The organism is Streptomyces fragilis (assembly GCF_003112515.1).
GTDB lineage: Bacteria > Actinomycetota > Actinomycetes > Streptomycetales > Streptomycetaceae > Streptomyces > Streptomyces fragilis.
The window spans coordinates 278,761-295,362 of sequence record NZ_BEVZ01000005.1; the positions used below are offsets into that span (position 1 = coordinate 278,761).

General features: G+C 73.6%; 15 protein-coding genes and 1 tRNA gene. 14 read left to right on the top strand and 2 right to left on the bottom strand.

What is annotated here, in order from left to right; genetic code table 11:
- The first annotated feature begins 32 nt into the window (after positions 1 to 32).
- The 6 genes from Sfr03f_RS19665 to Sfr03f_RS19690 all read left to right on the top strand — a co-directional run bounded on the left by Sfr03f_RS19665 (position 33) and on the right by Sfr03f_RS19690 (position 5,148).
- On the top strand, positions 33 to 1,952 hold the full coding sequence (locus Sfr03f_RS19665; protein WP_108955270.1) for an AMP-dependent synthetase/ligase: 1,920 nt from the start codon (positions 33 to 35) through the stop codon (positions 1,950 to 1,952).
- A 181-nt stretch (positions 1,953 to 2,133) separates the two neighbouring features.
- On the top strand, positions 2,134 to 2,361 hold the full coding sequence (locus Sfr03f_RS19670) for a chaplin (RefSeq protein WP_108955271.1): 228 nt from the start codon (positions 2,134 to 2,136) through the stop codon (positions 2,359 to 2,361).
- Positions 2,362 to 2,491: 130 nt separating this feature from the next.
- Positions 2,492 to 3,139 carry a chaplin gene (locus Sfr03f_RS19675; protein WP_170145116.1) on the top strand — a complete coding sequence of 216 codons (648 nt, stop codon included), beginning with the start codon at positions 2,492 to 2,494 and terminating at the stop codon, positions 3,137 to 3,139.
- Between the two features lie 195 nt (positions 3,140 to 3,334).
- Positions 3,335 to 3,607: a hypothetical protein gene (locus Sfr03f_RS19680; RefSeq protein ID WP_108955273.1), complete on the top strand. Its 273-nt coding sequence runs from the start codon at positions 3,335 to 3,337 to the stop codon at positions 3,605 to 3,607.
- 163 nt (positions 3,608 to 3,770) lie between these two features.
- Positions 3,771 to 4,301, top strand: a complete 531-nt coding sequence (locus Sfr03f_RS19685; protein WP_108955274.1) for a tyrosinase family oxidase copper chaperone — start codon at positions 3,771 to 3,773, stop codon at positions 4,299 to 4,301.
- Entirely contained in the window at positions 4,285 to 5,148 is an 864-nt protein-coding gene (locus Sfr03f_RS19690) for a tyrosinase family protein (RefSeq protein WP_108955275.1), read from the top strand. The genes Sfr03f_RS19685 and Sfr03f_RS19690 overlap by 17 nt, the downstream gene beginning before the upstream one ends.
- 166 nt (positions 5,149 to 5,314) lie before the next feature.
- On the opposite strand, the gene Sfr03f_RS19695 is transcribed toward Sfr03f_RS19690, so the two are convergent.
- Positions 5,315 to 5,620, bottom strand: a complete 306-nt coding sequence (locus Sfr03f_RS19695; RefSeq protein WP_108955276.1) for a chaplin — start codon at positions 5,618 to 5,620, stop codon at positions 5,315 to 5,317.
- 290 nt (positions 5,621 to 5,910) lie between these two features.
- On the opposite strand from Sfr03f_RS19695, the gene Sfr03f_RS19700 reads away from it, so the two are divergent.
- Positions 5,911 to 6,552: a hypothetical protein gene (locus tag Sfr03f_RS19700; RefSeq protein WP_308216739.1), complete on the top strand. Its 642-nt coding sequence runs from the start codon at positions 5,911 to 5,913 to the stop codon at positions 6,550 to 6,552.
- Between the two features lie 118 nt (positions 6,553 to 6,670).
- Here Sfr03f_RS19700 and Sfr03f_RS19705 read toward each other — a convergent pair.
- Positions 6,671 to 6,743 (bottom strand) — tRNA-Arg (locus tag Sfr03f_RS19705).
- Positions 6,744 to 7,051: 308 nt separating this feature from the next.
- On the opposite strand from Sfr03f_RS19705, the gene Sfr03f_RS19710 reads away from it, so the two are divergent.
- The 7 genes from Sfr03f_RS19710 (at position 7,052) to Sfr03f_RS19740 (ending at position 16,563) form a co-directional block, all read left to right on the top strand.
- Positions 7,052 to 8,710, top strand: coding sequence for a dynamin family protein (locus Sfr03f_RS19710; RefSeq protein ID WP_108955277.1), 1,659 nt, complete (start codon positions 7,052 to 7,054; stop codon positions 8,708 to 8,710).
- Between the two features lie 813 nt (positions 8,711 to 9,523).
- Positions 9,524 to 11,383 (top strand): GTPase, encoded by a 1,860-nt coding sequence (locus tag Sfr03f_RS30815; RefSeq protein ID WP_108955492.1) that lies wholly within the window; start codon positions 9,524 to 9,526, stop codon positions 11,381 to 11,383.
- Between the two features lie 97 nt (positions 11,384 to 11,480).
- Complete coding sequence (locus Sfr03f_RS19720) at positions 11,481 to 12,029, top strand: single-stranded DNA-binding protein (RefSeq protein WP_108955278.1); 549 nt, start codon at positions 11,481 to 11,483, stop codon at positions 12,027 to 12,029.
- A 201-nt stretch (positions 12,030 to 12,230) separates the two neighbouring features.
- Positions 12,231 to 13,682: a thioester domain-containing protein gene (locus tag Sfr03f_RS19725; protein WP_108955279.1), complete on the top strand. Its 1,452-nt coding sequence runs from the start codon at positions 12,231 to 12,233 to the stop codon at positions 13,680 to 13,682.
- Positions 13,683 to 13,812: 130 nt separating this feature from the next.
- A complete protein-coding gene (ettA, locus tag Sfr03f_RS19730; protein ID WP_108955280.1) occupies positions 13,813 to 15,477 on the top strand; it encodes an energy-dependent translational throttle protein EttA in 1,665 nt (554 codons plus the stop codon).
- 7 nt (positions 15,478 to 15,484) lie between these two features.
- Entirely contained in the window at positions 15,485 to 15,910 is a 426-nt protein-coding gene (locus Sfr03f_RS19735) for an acyl-CoA thioesterase (RefSeq protein ID WP_108955281.1), read from the top strand.
- Positions 15,910 to 16,563 carry a DUF8010 domain-containing protein gene (locus Sfr03f_RS19740; protein ID WP_108955282.1) on the top strand — a complete coding sequence of 218 codons (654 nt, stop codon included), beginning with the start codon at positions 15,910 to 15,912 and terminating at the stop codon, positions 16,561 to 16,563. The genes Sfr03f_RS19735 and Sfr03f_RS19740 overlap by 1 nt, the downstream gene beginning before the upstream one ends.
- Positions 16,564 to 16,602: the final 39 nt, after the last annotated feature.

Genomic DNA, 16,602 nt, shown 5'->3' on the forward strand with positions numbered 1-16,602 from the left:
GACACCCCGAAACGCCGGACCCGGGAGCGCACATGGGCGTACGCAGCGAGATGAAGCGGGCACGGCGGAGCATGGGAGGCCGAGCCGCCACCGTCGAGACCGTCCGGGACGAGCGGGGTGTCGTGCGCGAGGCGCGCACCCCGGCGCTGGCCGCGCCGCCCGAGCACGGCAGCATCGCCGACCTGCCGTTCACCAACGCCGCCGAGGCCCCGGACGCCGTGGTGCTCCGCCGCCGCGGCGACGACGGCGCCTGGACGCCGGTGACGGCGGAGCAGTTCGCCCGCGAGGTGACCGCCGTCGCCAAGGGCCTGATCGCGGCGGGCCTCGAACCCGGCGGCGGCGTGGCCGTGATGTCGCGGACCCGCTACGAGTGGACCCTGCTGGACTTCGCGGTCTGGGCGGCCGGCGGGCGCACCGTCCCCGTCTACCCGACCTCGGCCCCGGAGCAGGTGGAGTGGATCCTCGCCGACTCCGGCGCCCGCTTCGTCGTCGTGGAGAGCGCCGAACTCGCCGCCGTCGTCCTGCGGGGGACCCACGCGGAGCAGCCGCGGCTGTGGGAGCTCGACGGGGGAGGCGTCGCCGAACTCGTCGCACTCGGCGGGGAGACGCCCGACGCGGCGGTGGCCGAACGCCGCGCCGCGCTCGGCCCGGACAGCGTCGCCACCCTCTGCTACACCTCGGGCACCACCGGGCGCCCCAAGGGCTGCGTCCTCACCCACGCCAACCTGCACGCCGAGGCCGCCAACACCGTCGAACTCCTGCACCCGGTGTTCAAGGCCGCCACCGGCCGGGCGGCCTCCACCCTGCTCTTCCTGCCGCTGGCGCACATCCTCGGACGGACCATCCAGATCGCCTGCCAGATGGCCCGGATAGAACTGGGGCACTGCCCCAGCATCAAGCCCGACGAACTGCGTCCCCTGTTCCGGGAGTTCCGGCCCACCTTCCTGGTCGGCGTGCCGTACCTGTTCGAGAAGATCCGTGACACCGGGCGGGCCACCGCCGAGAAGATCGGCCGCGGCGCGTCCTTCGACCGCGCCGAACGCCTCGGAGTCCGCTTCGCCGAGGCCCACCTGCGCCGTTTCCTCGGACAGGGCGACGGGCCCGGCCTCGCCCTGCGGGCCGGCTGGGCGCTCTACGACCTGCTGGTCTACCGCCGCATCCGCAAGGAACTCGGCGGCCGGCTGCGGTACGCCATCAGCGGCGGCTCCCCGCTCGACCGCGAGCTCAACCTGTTCTTCTACGCGGCCGGCGTCCTGGTCTACGAGGGGTACGGCCTCACCGAGACCACCGCCGCCGCCACCGTGGTCCCGCCGCTCGAGCCGCGCCCGGGCACCGTCGGGCGTCCCGTCCCCGGCACGGCGGTCCGGATCGCCGAGGACGGGGAGGTGCTGGTCAAGGGCGGCATCGTCTTCGGCTCGTACTGGAACAACCCGGAGGCGACCGACGCCGTCCTGCGCGACGGGTGGTTCGCCACCGGTGACCTCGGCGCGCTGGACGAGGGCGGCTACCTGACCATCACCGGCCGCAAGAAGGACCTGATCGTCACCTCCGGCGGCAAGAACGTGGCCCCGGCGGTGCTGGAGGACCGGATGCGCAGCCGGCCGCCGGTCGGCCAGTGCATGGTGGTCGGCGACAACCGGCCGTTCGTGGGCGCGCTGGTCACCCTGGACCCGGAGGCCGTCGCCCACTGGCTCCAGGTGCGGGGCAGGCCGGCCGACACGCCGATGTCCGAGGTGATCCGGGACGAGCGGATCCGGGCCGAGGTGCAGAAGGCCGTCGACCACGCCAACCGGGCGGTCTCCCGTGCGGAGTCAGTGCGCTCGTTCGTCCTCGTCGAGGGGGAGTGGACCGAGGAGAACGGGCTGCTCACCCCGTCCCTCAAGGTCAAGCGGCACGCGGTCGCGGAGGCGTACGCGGAGCGGATCGAGGAGCTGTACCGCAGGACGACCTGAGTACGTGATGACTTGTCACATTATACCTGGCATTCGGGTGAATTCCCGGATCGAGTGCCCTGTGGAGTTTCCTCCCGGCGATCACCTCGTTCTACTTCTCGGCAGGTCATGGTGCGAGCCGCTCGTGAGCTCGCTCGGTTCCGGCCGACACAGGGGCATGACCGTTGAGAAGGGAAACTTCATGAAGAAGAGCATTGCTGTCGTCGCGGGCGCCCTGATGGCGGCTTCCATCGCCGCTCCGGCCTTCGCCGACGCCGAGGCCGAGGGCCAGGCCGTCGGCTCCCCGGGTGTGCTCTCCGGCAACGTCATCCAGGTGCCGGTCGAGGTCGCGCTGAACCTGTGCGGCAACACCATCAACGTCATCGGCCTGCTGAACCCCGCCATCGGCAACTTCTGCAGCATCAACTGACGTACCGGCCACTCGGCTGTACCCGGGCCGGCTCCCACGTGCCCTCGGGGTATGCCGGAGCCGGCCCTCCCCGATTCTCCGAGCAGGAAGATCATCAGTAGTGCGACAGTCTCTGAGCAGGGGCGCGGTCATGGCCGCAGCCGCAACCGGCCTCCTCGCCGCCTACGGCGCCCCGGCCTTCGCCGACTCCGAGGCGGAGGCGCAGGCCGCGAACTCCCCCGGTGTCGTGTCCGGCAACGTGATCCAGGTGCCGGTCAACATCCCGGTGAACGTCTGCGGCAACACGATCGACGTCATCGCCCTCCTCAACCCCGCGATCGGCAACACCTGCCTGACCGACGTCGAGGCGGACGACGAGGGCGACCGCGGGAACCCGGGCGGCGGTCACCACCCGCACAACCCGCACCACCCGAACAACCCGCCCGGCTACGGCCACGAGGAGCCTCCGGGCGGTGGCCACGAGCAGCCTCCTGGCGGTGGCCACGAGCAGCCTCCGGGCGGCGGTCACGAGCAGCCTCCGGGCGGCGGTCACGAGCAGCCTCCGGGTGGCGACGACGACAAGCCTCCGGCCTCCGGTCAGGAGAACCCGCCCACCGACGGCCAGAAGCCGCCGGCGGACGACCGCACGGTGCCGCCCGCCCCGGGGCCGCACGGCGGCGACGGGCCGCAGCTGGCCGAGACCGGTGCCGCCGGGACCGCCGCTGCGGCCGCCGCGGCTGCCGCGCTCATCGGTGCCGGCGCCCTGCTGTACCGCCGCGGACGCGTCGGCGCCTGCTGACCCGCCCCACGGCTCGCCGCCGGCCGTCCTTCCGTCATTCCCGCGGAGGGACGGCCGGTCCGCGTAGGGGGCCATTTTTCGGCCGGGTGCGTGCCGGCGGGGTTTCCCCGAGCGATGTGGCTCGTTGGGCACGGAGAGTCGAAAGCCCGTCGCGGCGGCCGCGTCGTCGGTCAGCCGCGGCACGAAAGGAACACGATGAAGTCTCTGAAGGCAGCCGCCGTCCTCGTCGGTTCGCTGGCCGCCGCGGCCGGTGTCTCCGGGACCGCCTCCGCCGCAGAGGAGCCCGCCTCCCCGCTGGGTTCGGTCACCGAGCTCGCGGGTCCGCTGATGCCGATCCAGCACCAGAGCGGTGAGACCCTGCTCGACACCGAGTCCGAGGGCTCCCCGCTCAACGCGGTCAACGGCATGACGGAGCAGCTGAACAAGAACGGCGGCGGACTGCTCGGCGGGCTTCCCGTCGGCGGCTGACGCCGCCGGGAGCTCGTCGGCCGGGCCGGATCCGCCGGAAGGGCGGAGCCGGCCCGCGCCTGTTCTCCCGTCCGTCACCCCTTCCGTCCGTCGTCCCTCCCGTGCCGCCCGCCCGGCCGGGAGATTCCGCGCGTCATCACCCAGGATCTGCTGGAGAACCACGATGTCCGTCCTGAGGAGCCGGCGGGGCGCGCTGCGCTTCCTGCTGGCGACGGCGTTCGCCGCCGTGACCGCACCGGTCGTCGCTGCGGCCGCCTCCCGGCCGCAGGCCGTCCCCTCCCCGGCTCCGTCCCCGGCCGGGGACGGGCCGCACGCGCACCGGTATCGTCCCGGCGCCCTCGGGGCGCCGGGCGCTGCAGCCGAAGCCGTGTTCGACGAGGTCTACCGGGGTCGCCGGATCCGCGGCTTCCGCGGTCGCACCCGCGGCACCTCCTCCGGGGCGGCCGCGGACTGGCACGTCACGCTGGACGACCAGCCGCTGCACCTGATGCGCCGGGCCGACGGCTCGTACCTGAGCATGGTCGACCACTACGGCTCGTATCCCACGCCCAGGGAGGCGGCCCGTGCCGCCGTGGACCAGTTGAGTCCCGGGGAGCGGCTCAGCGGTCTGTCCCACGGGTCCGACGGTGGCACCGGGGTTCCCGCGGCCGGCGGTGCCGCGGGAGAGGGAAGAGGGCATGACGTACACGCGTAAGAACGTCAGCAGACTCACCACCGGGGAGCGCCGCCGGTTCGTCGGGGCGGTCCTCGAGCTCAAGCGCCGCGGCGAGTACGACCGGTTCGTGCTGACGCACATCGAGCACTTCGCCCCGGACGGCGAGAGCGGTCTGCGCGCCGCCCACATGACCCCGTCCTTCCTGCCCTGGCACCGCCTGTTCCTGCTGGAGTTCGAGGAGGCGCTGCAGCGGATCGACCCCGCCGTGACGCTGCCCTACTGGGACTGGACCAGGAACCGCAGCGCCGCCGGGACGCCGTGGACCGACGACCTGCTGGGCGGCAACGGCAGGCGCTCCGACCGCCAGGTGACCACCGGGCCGTTCGCCCGCCGCGAGGGCTGGGTCCTCGACGTGAACGTCACCGATACCGACTACCTCACCCGTGACCTCGGCCGGTCGCACGATCCGATCGCGCTGCCCACCGTGCGCGACGTCGCCTCGGCGCTGGAGGACCCGGTGTACGACACCGCGCCCTGGGACTCCACCGCCACGCGCGGCTTCCGCAACAAGATCGAGGGCTGGGGCCGCGGCGCGGGCTCGGCCTCCTGGCGCAACCACAACCGGGTCCACCGCTGGATCGGCGGCACGATGCTGGGCGCCGCGTCCGTCAACGACCCGGCGTTCTGGCTCCACCACGCCTACGTCGACCTGCTGTGGACCCGCTGGCAGCAACGGCACCGCCGCTCCCGGTACCTGCCGGCCCGGCCGCCGGGGCGGCGCGACGGCCAGTTCGGCCGCATCGTCGCGCGCAGGGAGCCGGTCCCGCCGTGGGAGTTCACCCCGGCGGACATCGAGAACGTCGCGGAGATCTACGTCTACGCCTGACGGCCGCCTTCCGCCCGTCCCCCGTGCCTCTCACGGGCTTGCGGTGGTTCCGCGGCACCGTCGGCGCAGCACGGGCGCATCACGCGGCGCGGACGCGCGGGAGGGCCCCGACGGGGAAACCGTCGAGGCCCTCAACGCATTACCGCAAGAGCGGAACGGCGTGGTCTCAGCGACCGTAGCCGTGGCCCTTGTTGTTGTGGTGGTCCTTCTTGCCGTGGTCCTTCTCGAACTCGCTGTCGATCGTGCAGACGTTGCCCGCGGACGGGTTCAGCAGACCGATGATGTTGATGGTGTTGCCGCACAGGTTGATCGGGATGTTGATCGGAACCTGGATCACGTTGCCCGAGATGACACCCGGGGAACCGACGGCCTGGCCCTCGGCCTCGGCGTCCGCCAGCGCCATGCCGGCGCCACCCAGAACCACAGCACCCGTGCCCAGAGCGACAACGGCAGCCTTCGCGATGCGAGACATCACGTACTCCTTCTTACTCGGTGAGGTCGGCAGCAGGTCAACGCCGCCGCACTCCCCCTTCAACGCGCCTCGGTCGTCCTGGTAACGGCATGGTTCGAGGCAATCACCCGTTTTGAACAGGAGGCTGTCCCCGATGGACGAACCGTGCCCCCGAACAGGCGGAACACCACCGCCGGACGGGTGAATCCCGCCTCCGGAGAGAAACGTCCGGGCCGGACGCCGGTCGCCGGACGCCGGTCGCGACCGTGGAGACCCGCTCGGGTGTCCGAGGGCCCCCTTACCGTGACGCCATGACCCAGGACAGGGGCGGCCGGCCCTACGCGCGCAACGCGAGCGACCCGCGCCCGGTGCCCGCGCCGATGTCGGCCACCCGCGCCGGGGCGGTGGGCGGTGCGGAGGCCGGCGTGACGGCGGAACCAGGGGAGGAGGCCGGGACCGTCGCGTACGGCGTGGCCGCGGCGACCGCCGTGCTGGAGACGCTTCGGGGCCTCCTCCCGCTGACGGTCGCCGGCGCCGCGGAGCGCTTCGCCGCCCAGGGGTGGACGCCGGGCGGCCGGTCCCGGTCCGGGGACGGCGTCCCGACGGGCTGGGGCAAGGACGGTGTGCGGGCGTCGATCCTGCCGTTCGGCGACGGGGCGATCGACGTCTCCTTCGCCGTCTGGATCCGCGACGTCGACGCCTCGGGCTACTTCGACGACCTGGACGCCGTCTACGAGGAGGGCGAGCGGGTGCTGGCGGCGGTGGTGCGGCGGATCGAGCGGTCCCCGCTCGCGCGCCGCCTGCTCCCGACCGGTCAGGAGGCGACGGGAGAGGACGAGTACATCGCGTTGCGGAGGTGGGACCTGGAGGGCCGCTGTCTCACCGCGGGCGCCGTCCAGCACGACGGCGACCTCCCGGTGATGGTCGTGATCACCCTGAACCAGCCGGCGTGACGCCGCGCTCCGGGGCGACACGCCGGTGAAGGCGCTTGGCCACGCCATCCTTCCGCCGCCCCGGCCGACCGGCCGGAAAAAGAAATGACCAGCGTTTCCGCTGGTCAGGAGGTGTTTGCGCCCCCGGCAGGACTCGAACCTGCGGCCAAGCGCTTAGAAGGCGCCTGCTCTATCCACTGAGCTACGGGGGCCGGTGTGCCGGCCTCTGTCGTGGTGCCCGGGTCCGGGCATGTCCGTGACGTTGCCGGGGACCAGGATAGGCGTCCCATCCTGTGCGTCCCCATCGCCTCGCCTCCGTGGCTCGTTGTGGAGGTTCGGTGAAGCGGTCCTGATAATCCCAGGCAGTACTGGTTCGCGCAGCGCTTTTCGCGCCTGACGCGCCGGGTGTTGTGCACTCGTTATGCGTGCGGCCCGGTCGTCCCTTCCGTATCCGGAGACGGCGGCACGCAGACATGCCCATATGCTTCAGAAAGTCCGTAAAATTGGGCATTCTTCACATGTGGTGACCTTGGACGTACGGCCTCAGCTGCTCGACGCACTCTCCGCCCTGCGGGACCGCGTCGCCGCCGCACGCTTCCCGCTGCCGCTGGCGGGCGCCCCACGGGCCCGGGCCAACCGGGACGAGTTGCTCGCCCAGCTCGACGACTACCTGGTGCCGCGCCTGCGGGACCCGGAGGCTCCGCTGCTCGCGGTGATCGGCGGTTCGACCGGCGCGGGGAAGTCCACCCTGGTCAACTCCCTGGTGGGCCGGCAGGTCAGCGAGGCGGGGGTGCTCCGGCCCACCACCCGCACCCCGGTGCTGGTCTGTCACCCGGAGGACTGCCACTGGTTCAGCGGCATGCGGGTACTGCCCCGGCTCGCCCGGGTCAGGGGCGACGACCCGGCCGAGGATCCGGTACCGGGCCGGCGCGGCGGCATGCGCGGGACCCGGACCGGACGGGGCGAACGCAAGGCTGGCACCACGACGCAGCGGGCGCTGCGGATCGAGACGGCCGAGACGCTGCCGCGCGGACTCGCCCTGATCGACGCCCCGGACGTGGACTCCCTGGTCGCCGAGAATCGGGTGCTGGCCGCCGAACTGGTCTGCGCCGCCGACGTCTGGATCATGGTGACCACCGCCTCCCGGTACGCCGACGCGGTGCCGTGGAACATGCTGCGCGTCGCCAAGCAGTACGACGTCACGCTGGTCACCGTCCTCGACCGGGTGCCGCACCAGGTGGTGAACGAGGTGTCCCGCCAGTACGCGGCGCTGCTCACCAAGGCCGGCCTGGGCGACGTGCCCCGCTTCACCGTGCCGGAACTGCCCGAGTCCGCCTCCGGCGGCGGCCTGCTGCCGGCCACCGCCGTGGCCCCGCTGCGCGAGTGGCTGACCCGGCTCGCCGAGGACCCCGCGGCACGCGGCTACGCGGTGGCCCGCACCGCCCGGGGCGTGCTGGACTCGCTGCGGACCCGCATGCCGGAGCTGGCCGGCGCGGCCGCCGCCCAGTACGCCGCCGCGCTGCGGCTCACCAACGCCGTGGACAAGGCCTACGACGCCGAGCACACCCGGGTCCGCGGCCGCATCCAGGCCGGCGCCGTCCTCGCCGGGGACGCGCTCAAGCGGTGGCGGGCCTACCCGCTCGACTGCGACCCCGCGGAGCTGCTCGACGCGCTCTGCGACAGCCTGACCGAACTGCTGCTGTGCGCCGTGACCGCCGCCGACGAACGCGCCGACGAGACGTGGCGGCGGGAGCCGGCGGCCGGTGCGCCCGGCCTGCTCGGTGACGCCCCGTCGGACGGCGGCGAGAGCGCGGAGCACCGCATCGGGATGGCCGTGCGGCGCTGGCGCCGGGAGATCGAGGAGTACGCCGAGGACGAGGTCCGCGAGCTGGAACGCGCCGCCGCGCCGGACCCGGAGGCGGTCGCCGCGCTGGCCGTCACCGCCCTGCTGGGCGGCCGCCGCGCCCGGTCCTCCGGCGAACGGCTGGCCGAACGCATCGGCCCGCACGGGGCGCTGAGGCTGCGTGACCGCGGATCGCGGCTGCTCACCTCGCTGGTGGACCGGGTGATCGGCGCCGAACGCGAACGCCGGCTGTCGCCGCTGGAGGCCCTCGACGTGCACGCCGAACCACAGGCCGAACTGATCGCCGCGCTGTCCGTACTGCAGAAGGAGAGGTGACCGGTGACCGCCGTCACTGACCACGACCCCACGGACCGCCCCGACCGCCCCGGCAAGGGGGGCGACCCCGGCCGGGAGCCCGACGGACGGGGGAGCGCCCACGCCGACGAGGCGGCGGACCCGGCCGCCGGCCACGGCGCCGACCCCGACGCGGGCGACGGGACGGGCTCCACCGGGGGCTCCGGGACGGACACGGGCGCGGGTCCGGGTACGGAACCGGGCGCGGGCCCGGGCACGAAGCCGGGTGCGGGTCCGTCCGGCTCCGACTCCGACTCGGACTCGGGTTCTGGATACGGCTCGGGCAGGGACGCGGGCGCGGGCAGAGGTTCCGGCGCGGGCAGGCCGTCCGGCACGGGACCGGGTGCGGAACCGGCCGACCCGGGCTCGGGTTACGGCCCGGGCGGGAAATCCGGCGGGGGCAGGCCTTCTGCTTCGGGCAGGGACGCGGGCGCGGCCGCCGGTACGGGCGGGGCCGCGACCGGAGGGACCGATGGGGGCCGTCGGGGTGTCCGGGGGTGGCTGCGGGCAGGTGAGGACGGCGCATCCTCCGAGCGTCAGGCCTCCCGCCGGCAGACGTCCGCCCGCCGTGACACCCCGCGGAACGCCGGCGAGGCCCCCGGCGAAGGCCGACCCGAGAGCGGCCGTGACACCGACCCGCGTGGGGCCGGGGAGGCCCGTGGGCCACGTAAAGGCCGTGAGGCACATGAGGCGAGCGAGGCACACGCGGTGGGGGAGACGGAGGAGGACCCGGGAACGGTTCCCGGGACGCACGTGCGGCGGGTCCGGGTCGACGCCCCCGGAGCGGCCAGCGCCATGGCCGACGCCGACGGCGGGGTCCGGGCCGAGGACCGCTTCGGGGTCCGCAGGGGCGCCGCCGCACCCGGCTTCCCCGGGCCCGGCGGGTCCCTCGTCCGCCGCGCCGGCCTGGCCACGAGCCCCCCGCAGCCACCCGTCTCCCGGCCGCTGATCTCCCGGGTGACGCCGTCCGCCTCCGCCGCCTCCACGCCGCAGGCCGCCGAACCGGTCTACGGGAGCCAGCTCCGGGGCCGCCTCGAGGCGTTGCGCGAACTGATCGGCATGTCCAGGGCACGCCTGGACAGCCGGGTCCTCGCCGAGGCCGGTCAGGTCCTGGACCGGGCCGCCGAACGCGGCTCGCTCTCCGGCCGGCACACCGTCGTCGCCATCGCGGGCGCCAGCGGCAGCGGCAAGTCACAACTGTTCAACGCCCTGGCCGGGGTCGCCATCTCGGAGACCGGCGTCCGGCGTCCCACCACCGCCGCCGCGCTGACCTGCAGCTGGAGCGACGGCGCCGCCCCGCTGATCGACCGCCTCGGCATCCCCGGACGCCTGCGCCGCCGCCCGCTGCAGAACGCGGAGGACGAGCAACGGCTGCACGGTCTGGTCCTGGTCGACCTGCCGGACCACGACTCGGCCGCCGTCCAGCACCGCGAGCAGGTGGACCGGCTGCTGAAGCTGGTCGACGCAGTGATCTGGGTCGTCGACCCGGAGAAGTACGCCGACGCGGTCCTCCACGAGCGGTACCTGCGGCCGATGGCCGGACACGCCGAGGTCACCTTCGTCGTGCTCAACCAGGTCGACCGGCTGTCCGGGGAGGCCGCCGACCAGGTCCTCGACGACCTCCGGCGGCTGCTGGACGAGGACGGCATCGCACTCAGCGAGCACGGGGAGCCCGGTGCGACCGTGCTGGCGCTGTCCGCGCTGACCGGCGACGGCGTGGACGACCTGAAGGACGCGCTCGGCCGGTTCGTGCGCGAACGGGGCGCCGCCGCCCGGCGCATCGCCGCCGACGTGGACGCCGCCGCGGCCCGGCTGCGGCCCGCCTACACCACGGGCGTGCGGGCCGGGCTCACCGAGGAGGCGCAGGACGAGTTCGCCGACGGCTTGGCCGCCGCGGTGGGCTCCCGGGCCGCCGGTGAGGCCGCCGAACGAGCCTGGATGCGCGGCGCAAACCAGGCCTGCGGCACGCCGTGGCTGCGGCTGTGGCGCTGGTACCAGGGGCGGCGCGCCCCGCTCACCACCCGGCGGTTCGCCGTGGCCCAGCCCGCGGACGACGAGGCGACGGCCCGGCAGCGGGTGGAACAGGCGGTGCGGACGGTGACCGAGCGGGCCTGCCAGGGCATGCCCGAACCCTGGGCGCAGGCGGTGCGCGAGGCCGCGCTGCGGGCCGCCGAGGGACTGCCGGAGGAACTGGACGAACTGTCCCGGAGGTCGGCGCCGCCCGCACGCACGCCGAGACCCTTCTGGTGGCCCGCGGCGGTGCTGGTGCAGGCGGCGATGACGCTGGTCCAGGTCGTCGGGGGGCTCTGGCTGGTGGGGCAGATCGCCGGCGTGCTGGGCGCCGAACTGGGCGTCCCCGTGCTGCTGATGGTGATCGGCATCGTGGGCGGGCCGGCGGTCGAGTGGGCCTGCCGGGCGGCGGCGCGGGCCCCGGCGCGGCGCTACGGCCTGGAGGCCGAACTGCTGCTGCGGGAGGCGGCCGAGGAGTGCGGCCGGATCAAGGTGCTGGAGCCGATCGCCGAGGAGGTCGCCCGCCACCGCGAGGTGCGCGAACAGTACGGGGTGGTCAGCGGGGCCGTACCGCTGGGCCCGGGCGGCCCGGGCGGCAGCCGTTCACCCTCCCGGGTGGGGGAGTTGTCCACAGTCTCGCTCTGAGTCCACAGCCCCCGACGGGCCCGCCCCATCGGCCGCACCCTGGTGGGGAAGCCGAACGGGACGGGCCCGTCGGCGTCCGCGGCGAAAGGGACGAGCCATGAACGAGACGGTGATCTGCGCGGTGGGGAACGTGGCGACGCAGCCGGTCCACCGGGAGGACGAGCGGGGTCACGTGGCCCGCTTCCGGCTGGCCGCCACACCCCGCTACTGGGACCGGGAGAAAGCCGTGTGGCAGGACGGGCACACGAACTTCTTCACGGTGTGGACCCGCCGCTCCCTGGCGGCGAACGTGGCCGCCTCACTGTCGGTGGGCGACCCGGTGGTGGTCCACGGCAGGCTCAAGGTGCGCACCGAGACGCGGGACGGCCAGACCCGCAGCGACGCGGACATCGAGGCGGTCGCCGTGGGGCACGACCTGGCGCGCGGCACCTCGGCGTTCCGCCGCACCACCCGGACCGAGGCGGCGACGCCGCACGACGCCGGGGCCGGCGCGGCACGGCAGGCGCCCGCGGCGCCTCCGGCGGCCGCATGGACCCGGCCCGGTGCGCCTCCGGGTGCACCTCCCGGTGCACCTCCCGGTGCGCCTACCGGCGTGCCGGACGATCCGTGGGGCGTACACCCGCCAGCGGGCGCCTTGCTGACGTGATGTCACCGGAGGTCGTCCGGATTGGCTCCGGTTGGTCCCGCTTCGGGCGGTAACAATTGCGAGTCGGAACCCCTCCCGCACCAGGCTTCCCGCGGGACGCGGCCGAGGCTTCCCTAGGATGCCGGAGTGGGTCATGGGTCGATGACGCCGCGTACGGCTCCTGCGGCCCGCGTCACCAGGCCCTGACCGGAGGGGAGTTCCGTGAGTTCGTCGTCGCAGACGGGGTGCGCGCGCCGGTCCGGCGCGGTCCGTGGCGCCGTGGTGTCGTTGCTGTCCGGCCTGCTCGCCGTCCAGGGCGCGGCCGTCGCGGTCGCCGCCACCGGTGAGGCGGGCGGTCCCACGACACCGCAGTGGAACGCGGGCGGGGCCTCGGCCGTCGCCGGCGACCTGCGCGCGTTCGGCACCGCGGTGATCCACGGCGAGGACGGCGACCGGGAGGTCCCGGCCGGGCTGTTCGAGCTCTCCGTGGACGGCGGCGGGACCCTGCAGACCTACGGCGTCGACATCGAACGCACCACCCAGCCCGGAGTCGTCTACCAGGAGAGCGACTGGCGGGGCACCTCGCTCGCGGGCAACCGCGACGCCGGGCGCATCGTCTGGGTCCTGCGGCACTCCTACCCGCAGGTCGACGACCTCGCCGACCTCGCCGCGCGGGCCCGCGCGAAGGGGCTGACCGAACAGGACGCCGCGGCCGGCACGCAGGTCGCCGTCTGGCGCCTCTCCGACGGTGCCGACGTGACGGCCGCCGACCCGCAGGCCGAGCGGCTCGCCGACTACCTGGTGAAGCACGCCCGCACGCAGAAGGAGCCCCGCGCCTCCCTCCGGCTGGACCCGCCCGCGGCCGCCGGGCGGCCCGGCGGCCGAATAGGCCCGCTCACCGTCCGCACCGGAGCCGACGACGTGACGGTCCTCCCGCCCGCCGACAACAGCCCGGCGTGGATCACCGACAGGGACGGAGGAACCGTCGAGACGGTGGACGACGGCGAGAAGCTGTACGTCGACGTCCCGGCCGAGGCCGACGACGGAGCGGCGACGCTCACCGTCGAGGCCACCACCACCGTCCCGGTCGGACGGGCCCTCACCTCCGACAGCCGCAGCCAGACCCAGGTGGTCGCCGCCTCCAGCGAGACCACCGTGCGCGCCACCGCCACCGCTGCGTGGCGGCGCGGCGGCGCCGTGCCGGCCGTGTGGGGGCGCGAGCGCTGCGAGGCCGAGGGCTCCGACAAGGCGTCCGGGCTCGACGTCACCCTGCTCAACCGGGGCGACATGGACCTCGCCTACCGGGTGGCCGGCACCGACTACGTGCTGGCCCCGGGCGAGCGGCGCACGGTCTCCCAGCCGCTGGCCGAGGACCAGGCGTACACCGTCGGGGTGGAGGCGGCGGACGGCAGGACGCTGCGCCCGGTCGTCTTCGGCGGCGTCCTCGACTGCCTCACCGAGAGCGCCGCTGCGGCCGCCCTGCGGACGCAGACGGCGTCCGGGCCGCCCAGCCCGCTGCCCACCGCCCCGCTCCCGGCCGGCGAGGACCTCGCCACCACCGGCGGAGGCGGCGGCACCGAACTCTTCATCTCGATCGGCGCGGGCCTGCTCGTCGTCGGCGCCGCGGTCCTCAGCGTCGCCCGCCGTCCCCGCCAGGACGCCCACCCGGAGTGACCGTCCGGCGACGTTCCGCGCGCACGCCGCACGGCGTCGCCCGGACGGGCCGTTTTCGTCCTGGGGTGGCGGTACGGCAAGATGGGGTGTATCTGCCCACCGCGAGTTTCAAGCTGCCGGACGGTTTCTCTTGGCTGAGTTCATTTACACCATGCGCAAGGCGCGCAAGGCGCACGGCGACAAGGTGATCCTCGACGACGTCACCCTCTCCTTCCTCCCCGGGGCGAAGATCGGCGTCGTCGGCCCGAACGGCGCCGGAAAGTCGACCGTCCTCAAGATCATGGCCGGTCTGGAGCAGCCGTCCAACGGCGACGCGTTCCTGACCCCCGGTTACACCGTCGGCATCCTGCTGCAGGAGCCCCCGCTCAGCGAGGACAAGACGGTCCTGGAGAACGTGCAGGAGGGTGTCGCCGAGGTCAAGGGCAAGCTCGACCGGTTCAACGAGATCGCCGAGCTCATGGCGACCGACTACTCCGACGAGCTCATGGCGGAGATGGGCAAGCTCCAGGACGACCTGGACCACGCCAACGCGTGGGACCTGGACGCCCAGCTGGAGCAGGCCATGGACGCCCTGGGCTGCCCGCCCGGCGACTGGCCGGTCAGCAACCTCTCCGGTGGTGAGCGCCGCCGCGTCGCGCTGTGCAAGCTGCTGCTCGAGGCGCCCGACCTGCTGCTCCTCGACGAGCCCACCAACCACCTCGACGCCGAGTCGGTCAACTGGCTGGAGCAGCACCTCGCCCAGTACGCCGGCACCGTCGTCGCCGTGACCCACGACCGGTACTTCCTGGACAACGTCGCGGGCTGGATCTGCGAGGTCGACCGCGGCCGTCTGCACGGCTACGAGGGCAACTACTCCAAGTACCTCGAGACCAAGGCCGCGCGCCTGAAGGTCGAGGGCCAGAAGGACGCCAAGCGCCAGAAGCGCCTCAAGGAGGAGCTGGAGTGGGTCCGCTCCAACGCCAAGGGGCGGCAGGCCAAGTCGAAGGCGCGTCTGGCCCGCTACGAGGAGATGGCCGCCGAGGCGGACAAGATGCGGAAGCTGGACTTCGAGGAGATCCAGATCCCGCCGGGTCCGCGCCTGGGCAACGTGGTCGTCGAGGTGCAGAACCTCCGCAAGGCCTTCGGTGACAAGGTCCTGATCGACGACCTGTCCTTCACGCTGCCGCGCAACGGCATCGTCGGCATCATCGGTCCCAACGGCGCGGGCAAGACCACGCTGTTCAAGATGATCCAGGGCATCGAGGAGCCGGACGCCGGCAACATCAAGGTCGGCGAGACGGTCAAGATCAGCTACGTCGACCAGAGCCGCGCCAACATCGACGCCAAGAAGACGCTGTGGGAGGTCGTCTCCGACGGCCTGGACTACATCAACGTCGGCCAGGTCGAGATGCCCTCGCGCGCCTACGTCTCCGCGTTCGGCTTCAAGGGTCCGGACCAGCAGAAGCCGGCCGGTGTGCTCTCCGGCGGTGAGCGCAACCGCCTGAACCTGGCGCTCACCCTGAAGCAGGGCGGCAACCTGCTGCTCCTCGACGAGCCGACCAACGACCTCGACGTCGAGACCCTGTCCTCGCTGGAGAACGCGCTGCTCGAGTTCCCGGGCTGCGCCGTGGTCGTCTCCCACGACCGGTGGTTCCTGGACCGCGTGGCGACGCACATCCTCGCCTACGAGGGCGACTCCAAGTGGTTCTGGTTCGAGGGCAACTTCGAGTCCTACGAGAAGAACAAGATCGAGCGGCTCGGCCCGGACGCGGCGCGTCCGCACCGCGCCACCTACAAGAAGCTGACCCGGGACTGATCGACTCGTGCGCCACCTCTACCGCTGTCCCCTGCGCTGGAGCGACATGGACGCGTACGGACACGTCAACAACGTCGTGTTCCTGCGCTACCTGGAGGAAGCCAGGGTGGACATGCTGTTCCACCCCGACCAGGACCATGCCTTCGCGCGGGGGACGGTGGTGGCGCGGCACGAGATCGACTACAAGCGGCAGCTGGTCCACCGGCACGCGCCGGTGGACGTCGAGGTGTGGGTGACGGAGGTCCGCGCGGCCTCCTTCACCCTCGCCTACGAGGTCAAGGACACCGGGTCCGGCGAGGAGCCGGACCTGGTGTACGCCAGGGCGTCGACGGTGATGGTGCCCTTCGACTTCGCGCTCCAGCGGCCGCGCCGGCTGACGGAGGGCGAGCGGTACTTCCTGCAGAAGTACCAGGACGACGAGGCCGCCGGCTGATGACGAAGCTCCGGTTCGCCGACGAGGGCGAGGCCGCCGATCTGTGCGCCTTCCTCACCCGGCTGCTCCACTACGACCGCGCGGCGGCGGTAAGGCTCCAGGGCGCCGGTGAGGCGGTCGCCGTCTACGGCAGCCCCGCCTCCTTCGAGGTGCTCGCGGTGCGGGCGGTGCGGCTCGCCGAGCCGGCGGAGTCCCTGGACGTGACCGTCTCCGCGGGCGAACTGCTGGAGGCGGTGGACGAGGGCGCGGCCGCGGCCGTCGTCCCGGCCGCCGTCACCGGTCCGGCGTGGGCCGGGCTGCTGCCGCCGCGTGGCGGATGGCGCACCGAGAGCGCGCTCACGGGTGAGGAGTTGCGGGGGCTGGTCGCCGCCGCGGTGGCCGAGTTCCGCGCGCTGGTCGAGGAGATCCCCCCGCAGGAGCGCACCCGTTCCGCGCTGGACGGCACCGGACGCCGCATATGGTCCCGCACCGTGGACGGCACCGGTCTTCCCGTCCGGGCCGTCCATGCCGCGCAGTCCCTCGGGTTCCTGCGCCCCGGGCCCGGTCCGCAGATCCTGTCCTGCGGCTCCTGGCTGAGGCTGCGCACCCCCTACGGCTCCGTCGCCGTGCGCCGCGCCGGCCGGCTGGGCGGTCTGGGCGTCGGCGTTCTCTGACCGGCCTCGGCTTACGACCGGCCTTGGGGCGATCGGTCT

Excerpts from the sequence above, each read along its gene's own strand:
- Sfr03f_RS19665 (WP_108955270.1), top strand. The coding sequence starts at position 33 with ATGGGCGTACGCAGCGAGATGAAGCGGGCACGGCGGAGCATGGGAGGC.
- Sfr03f_RS19670 (WP_108955271.1), top strand. The coding sequence starts at position 2,134 with ATGAAGAAGAGCATTGCTGTCGTCGCGGGCGCCCTGATGGCGGCTTCC.
- Sfr03f_RS19675 (WP_170145116.1), top strand. The coding sequence starts at position 2,492 with ATGGCCGCAGCCGCAACCGGCCTCCTCGCCGCCTACGGCGCCCCGGCC.
- Sfr03f_RS19680 (WP_108955273.1), top strand. The coding sequence starts at position 3,335 with ATGAAGTCTCTGAAGGCAGCCGCCGTCCTCGTCGGTTCGCTGGCCGCC.
- Sfr03f_RS19685 (WP_108955274.1), top strand. The coding sequence starts at position 3,771 with ATGTCCGTCCTGAGGAGCCGGCGGGGCGCGCTGCGCTTCCTGCTGGCG.
- Sfr03f_RS19690 (WP_108955275.1), top strand. The coding sequence starts at position 4,285 with ATGACGTACACGCGTAAGAACGTCAGCAGACTCACCACCGGGGAGCGC.
- Sfr03f_RS19695 (WP_108955276.1), bottom strand. The coding sequence starts at position 5,620 with ATGTCTCGCATCGCGAAGGCTGCCGTTGTCGCTCTGGGCACGGGTGCT.
- Sfr03f_RS19700 (WP_308216739.1), top strand. The coding sequence starts at position 5,911 with ATGACCCAGGACAGGGGCGGCCGGCCCTACGCGCGCAACGCGAGCGAC.
- Sfr03f_RS30815 (WP_108955492.1), top strand. The coding sequence starts at position 9,524 with ATGGCCGACGCCGACGGCGGGGTCCGGGCCGAGGACCGCTTCGGGGTC.
- Sfr03f_RS19720 (WP_108955278.1), top strand. The coding sequence starts at position 11,481 with ATGAACGAGACGGTGATCTGCGCGGTGGGGAACGTGGCGACGCAGCCG.
- Sfr03f_RS19740 (WP_108955282.1), top strand. The coding sequence starts at position 15,910 with ATGACGAAGCTCCGGTTCGCCGACGAGGGCGAGGCCGCCGATCTGTGC.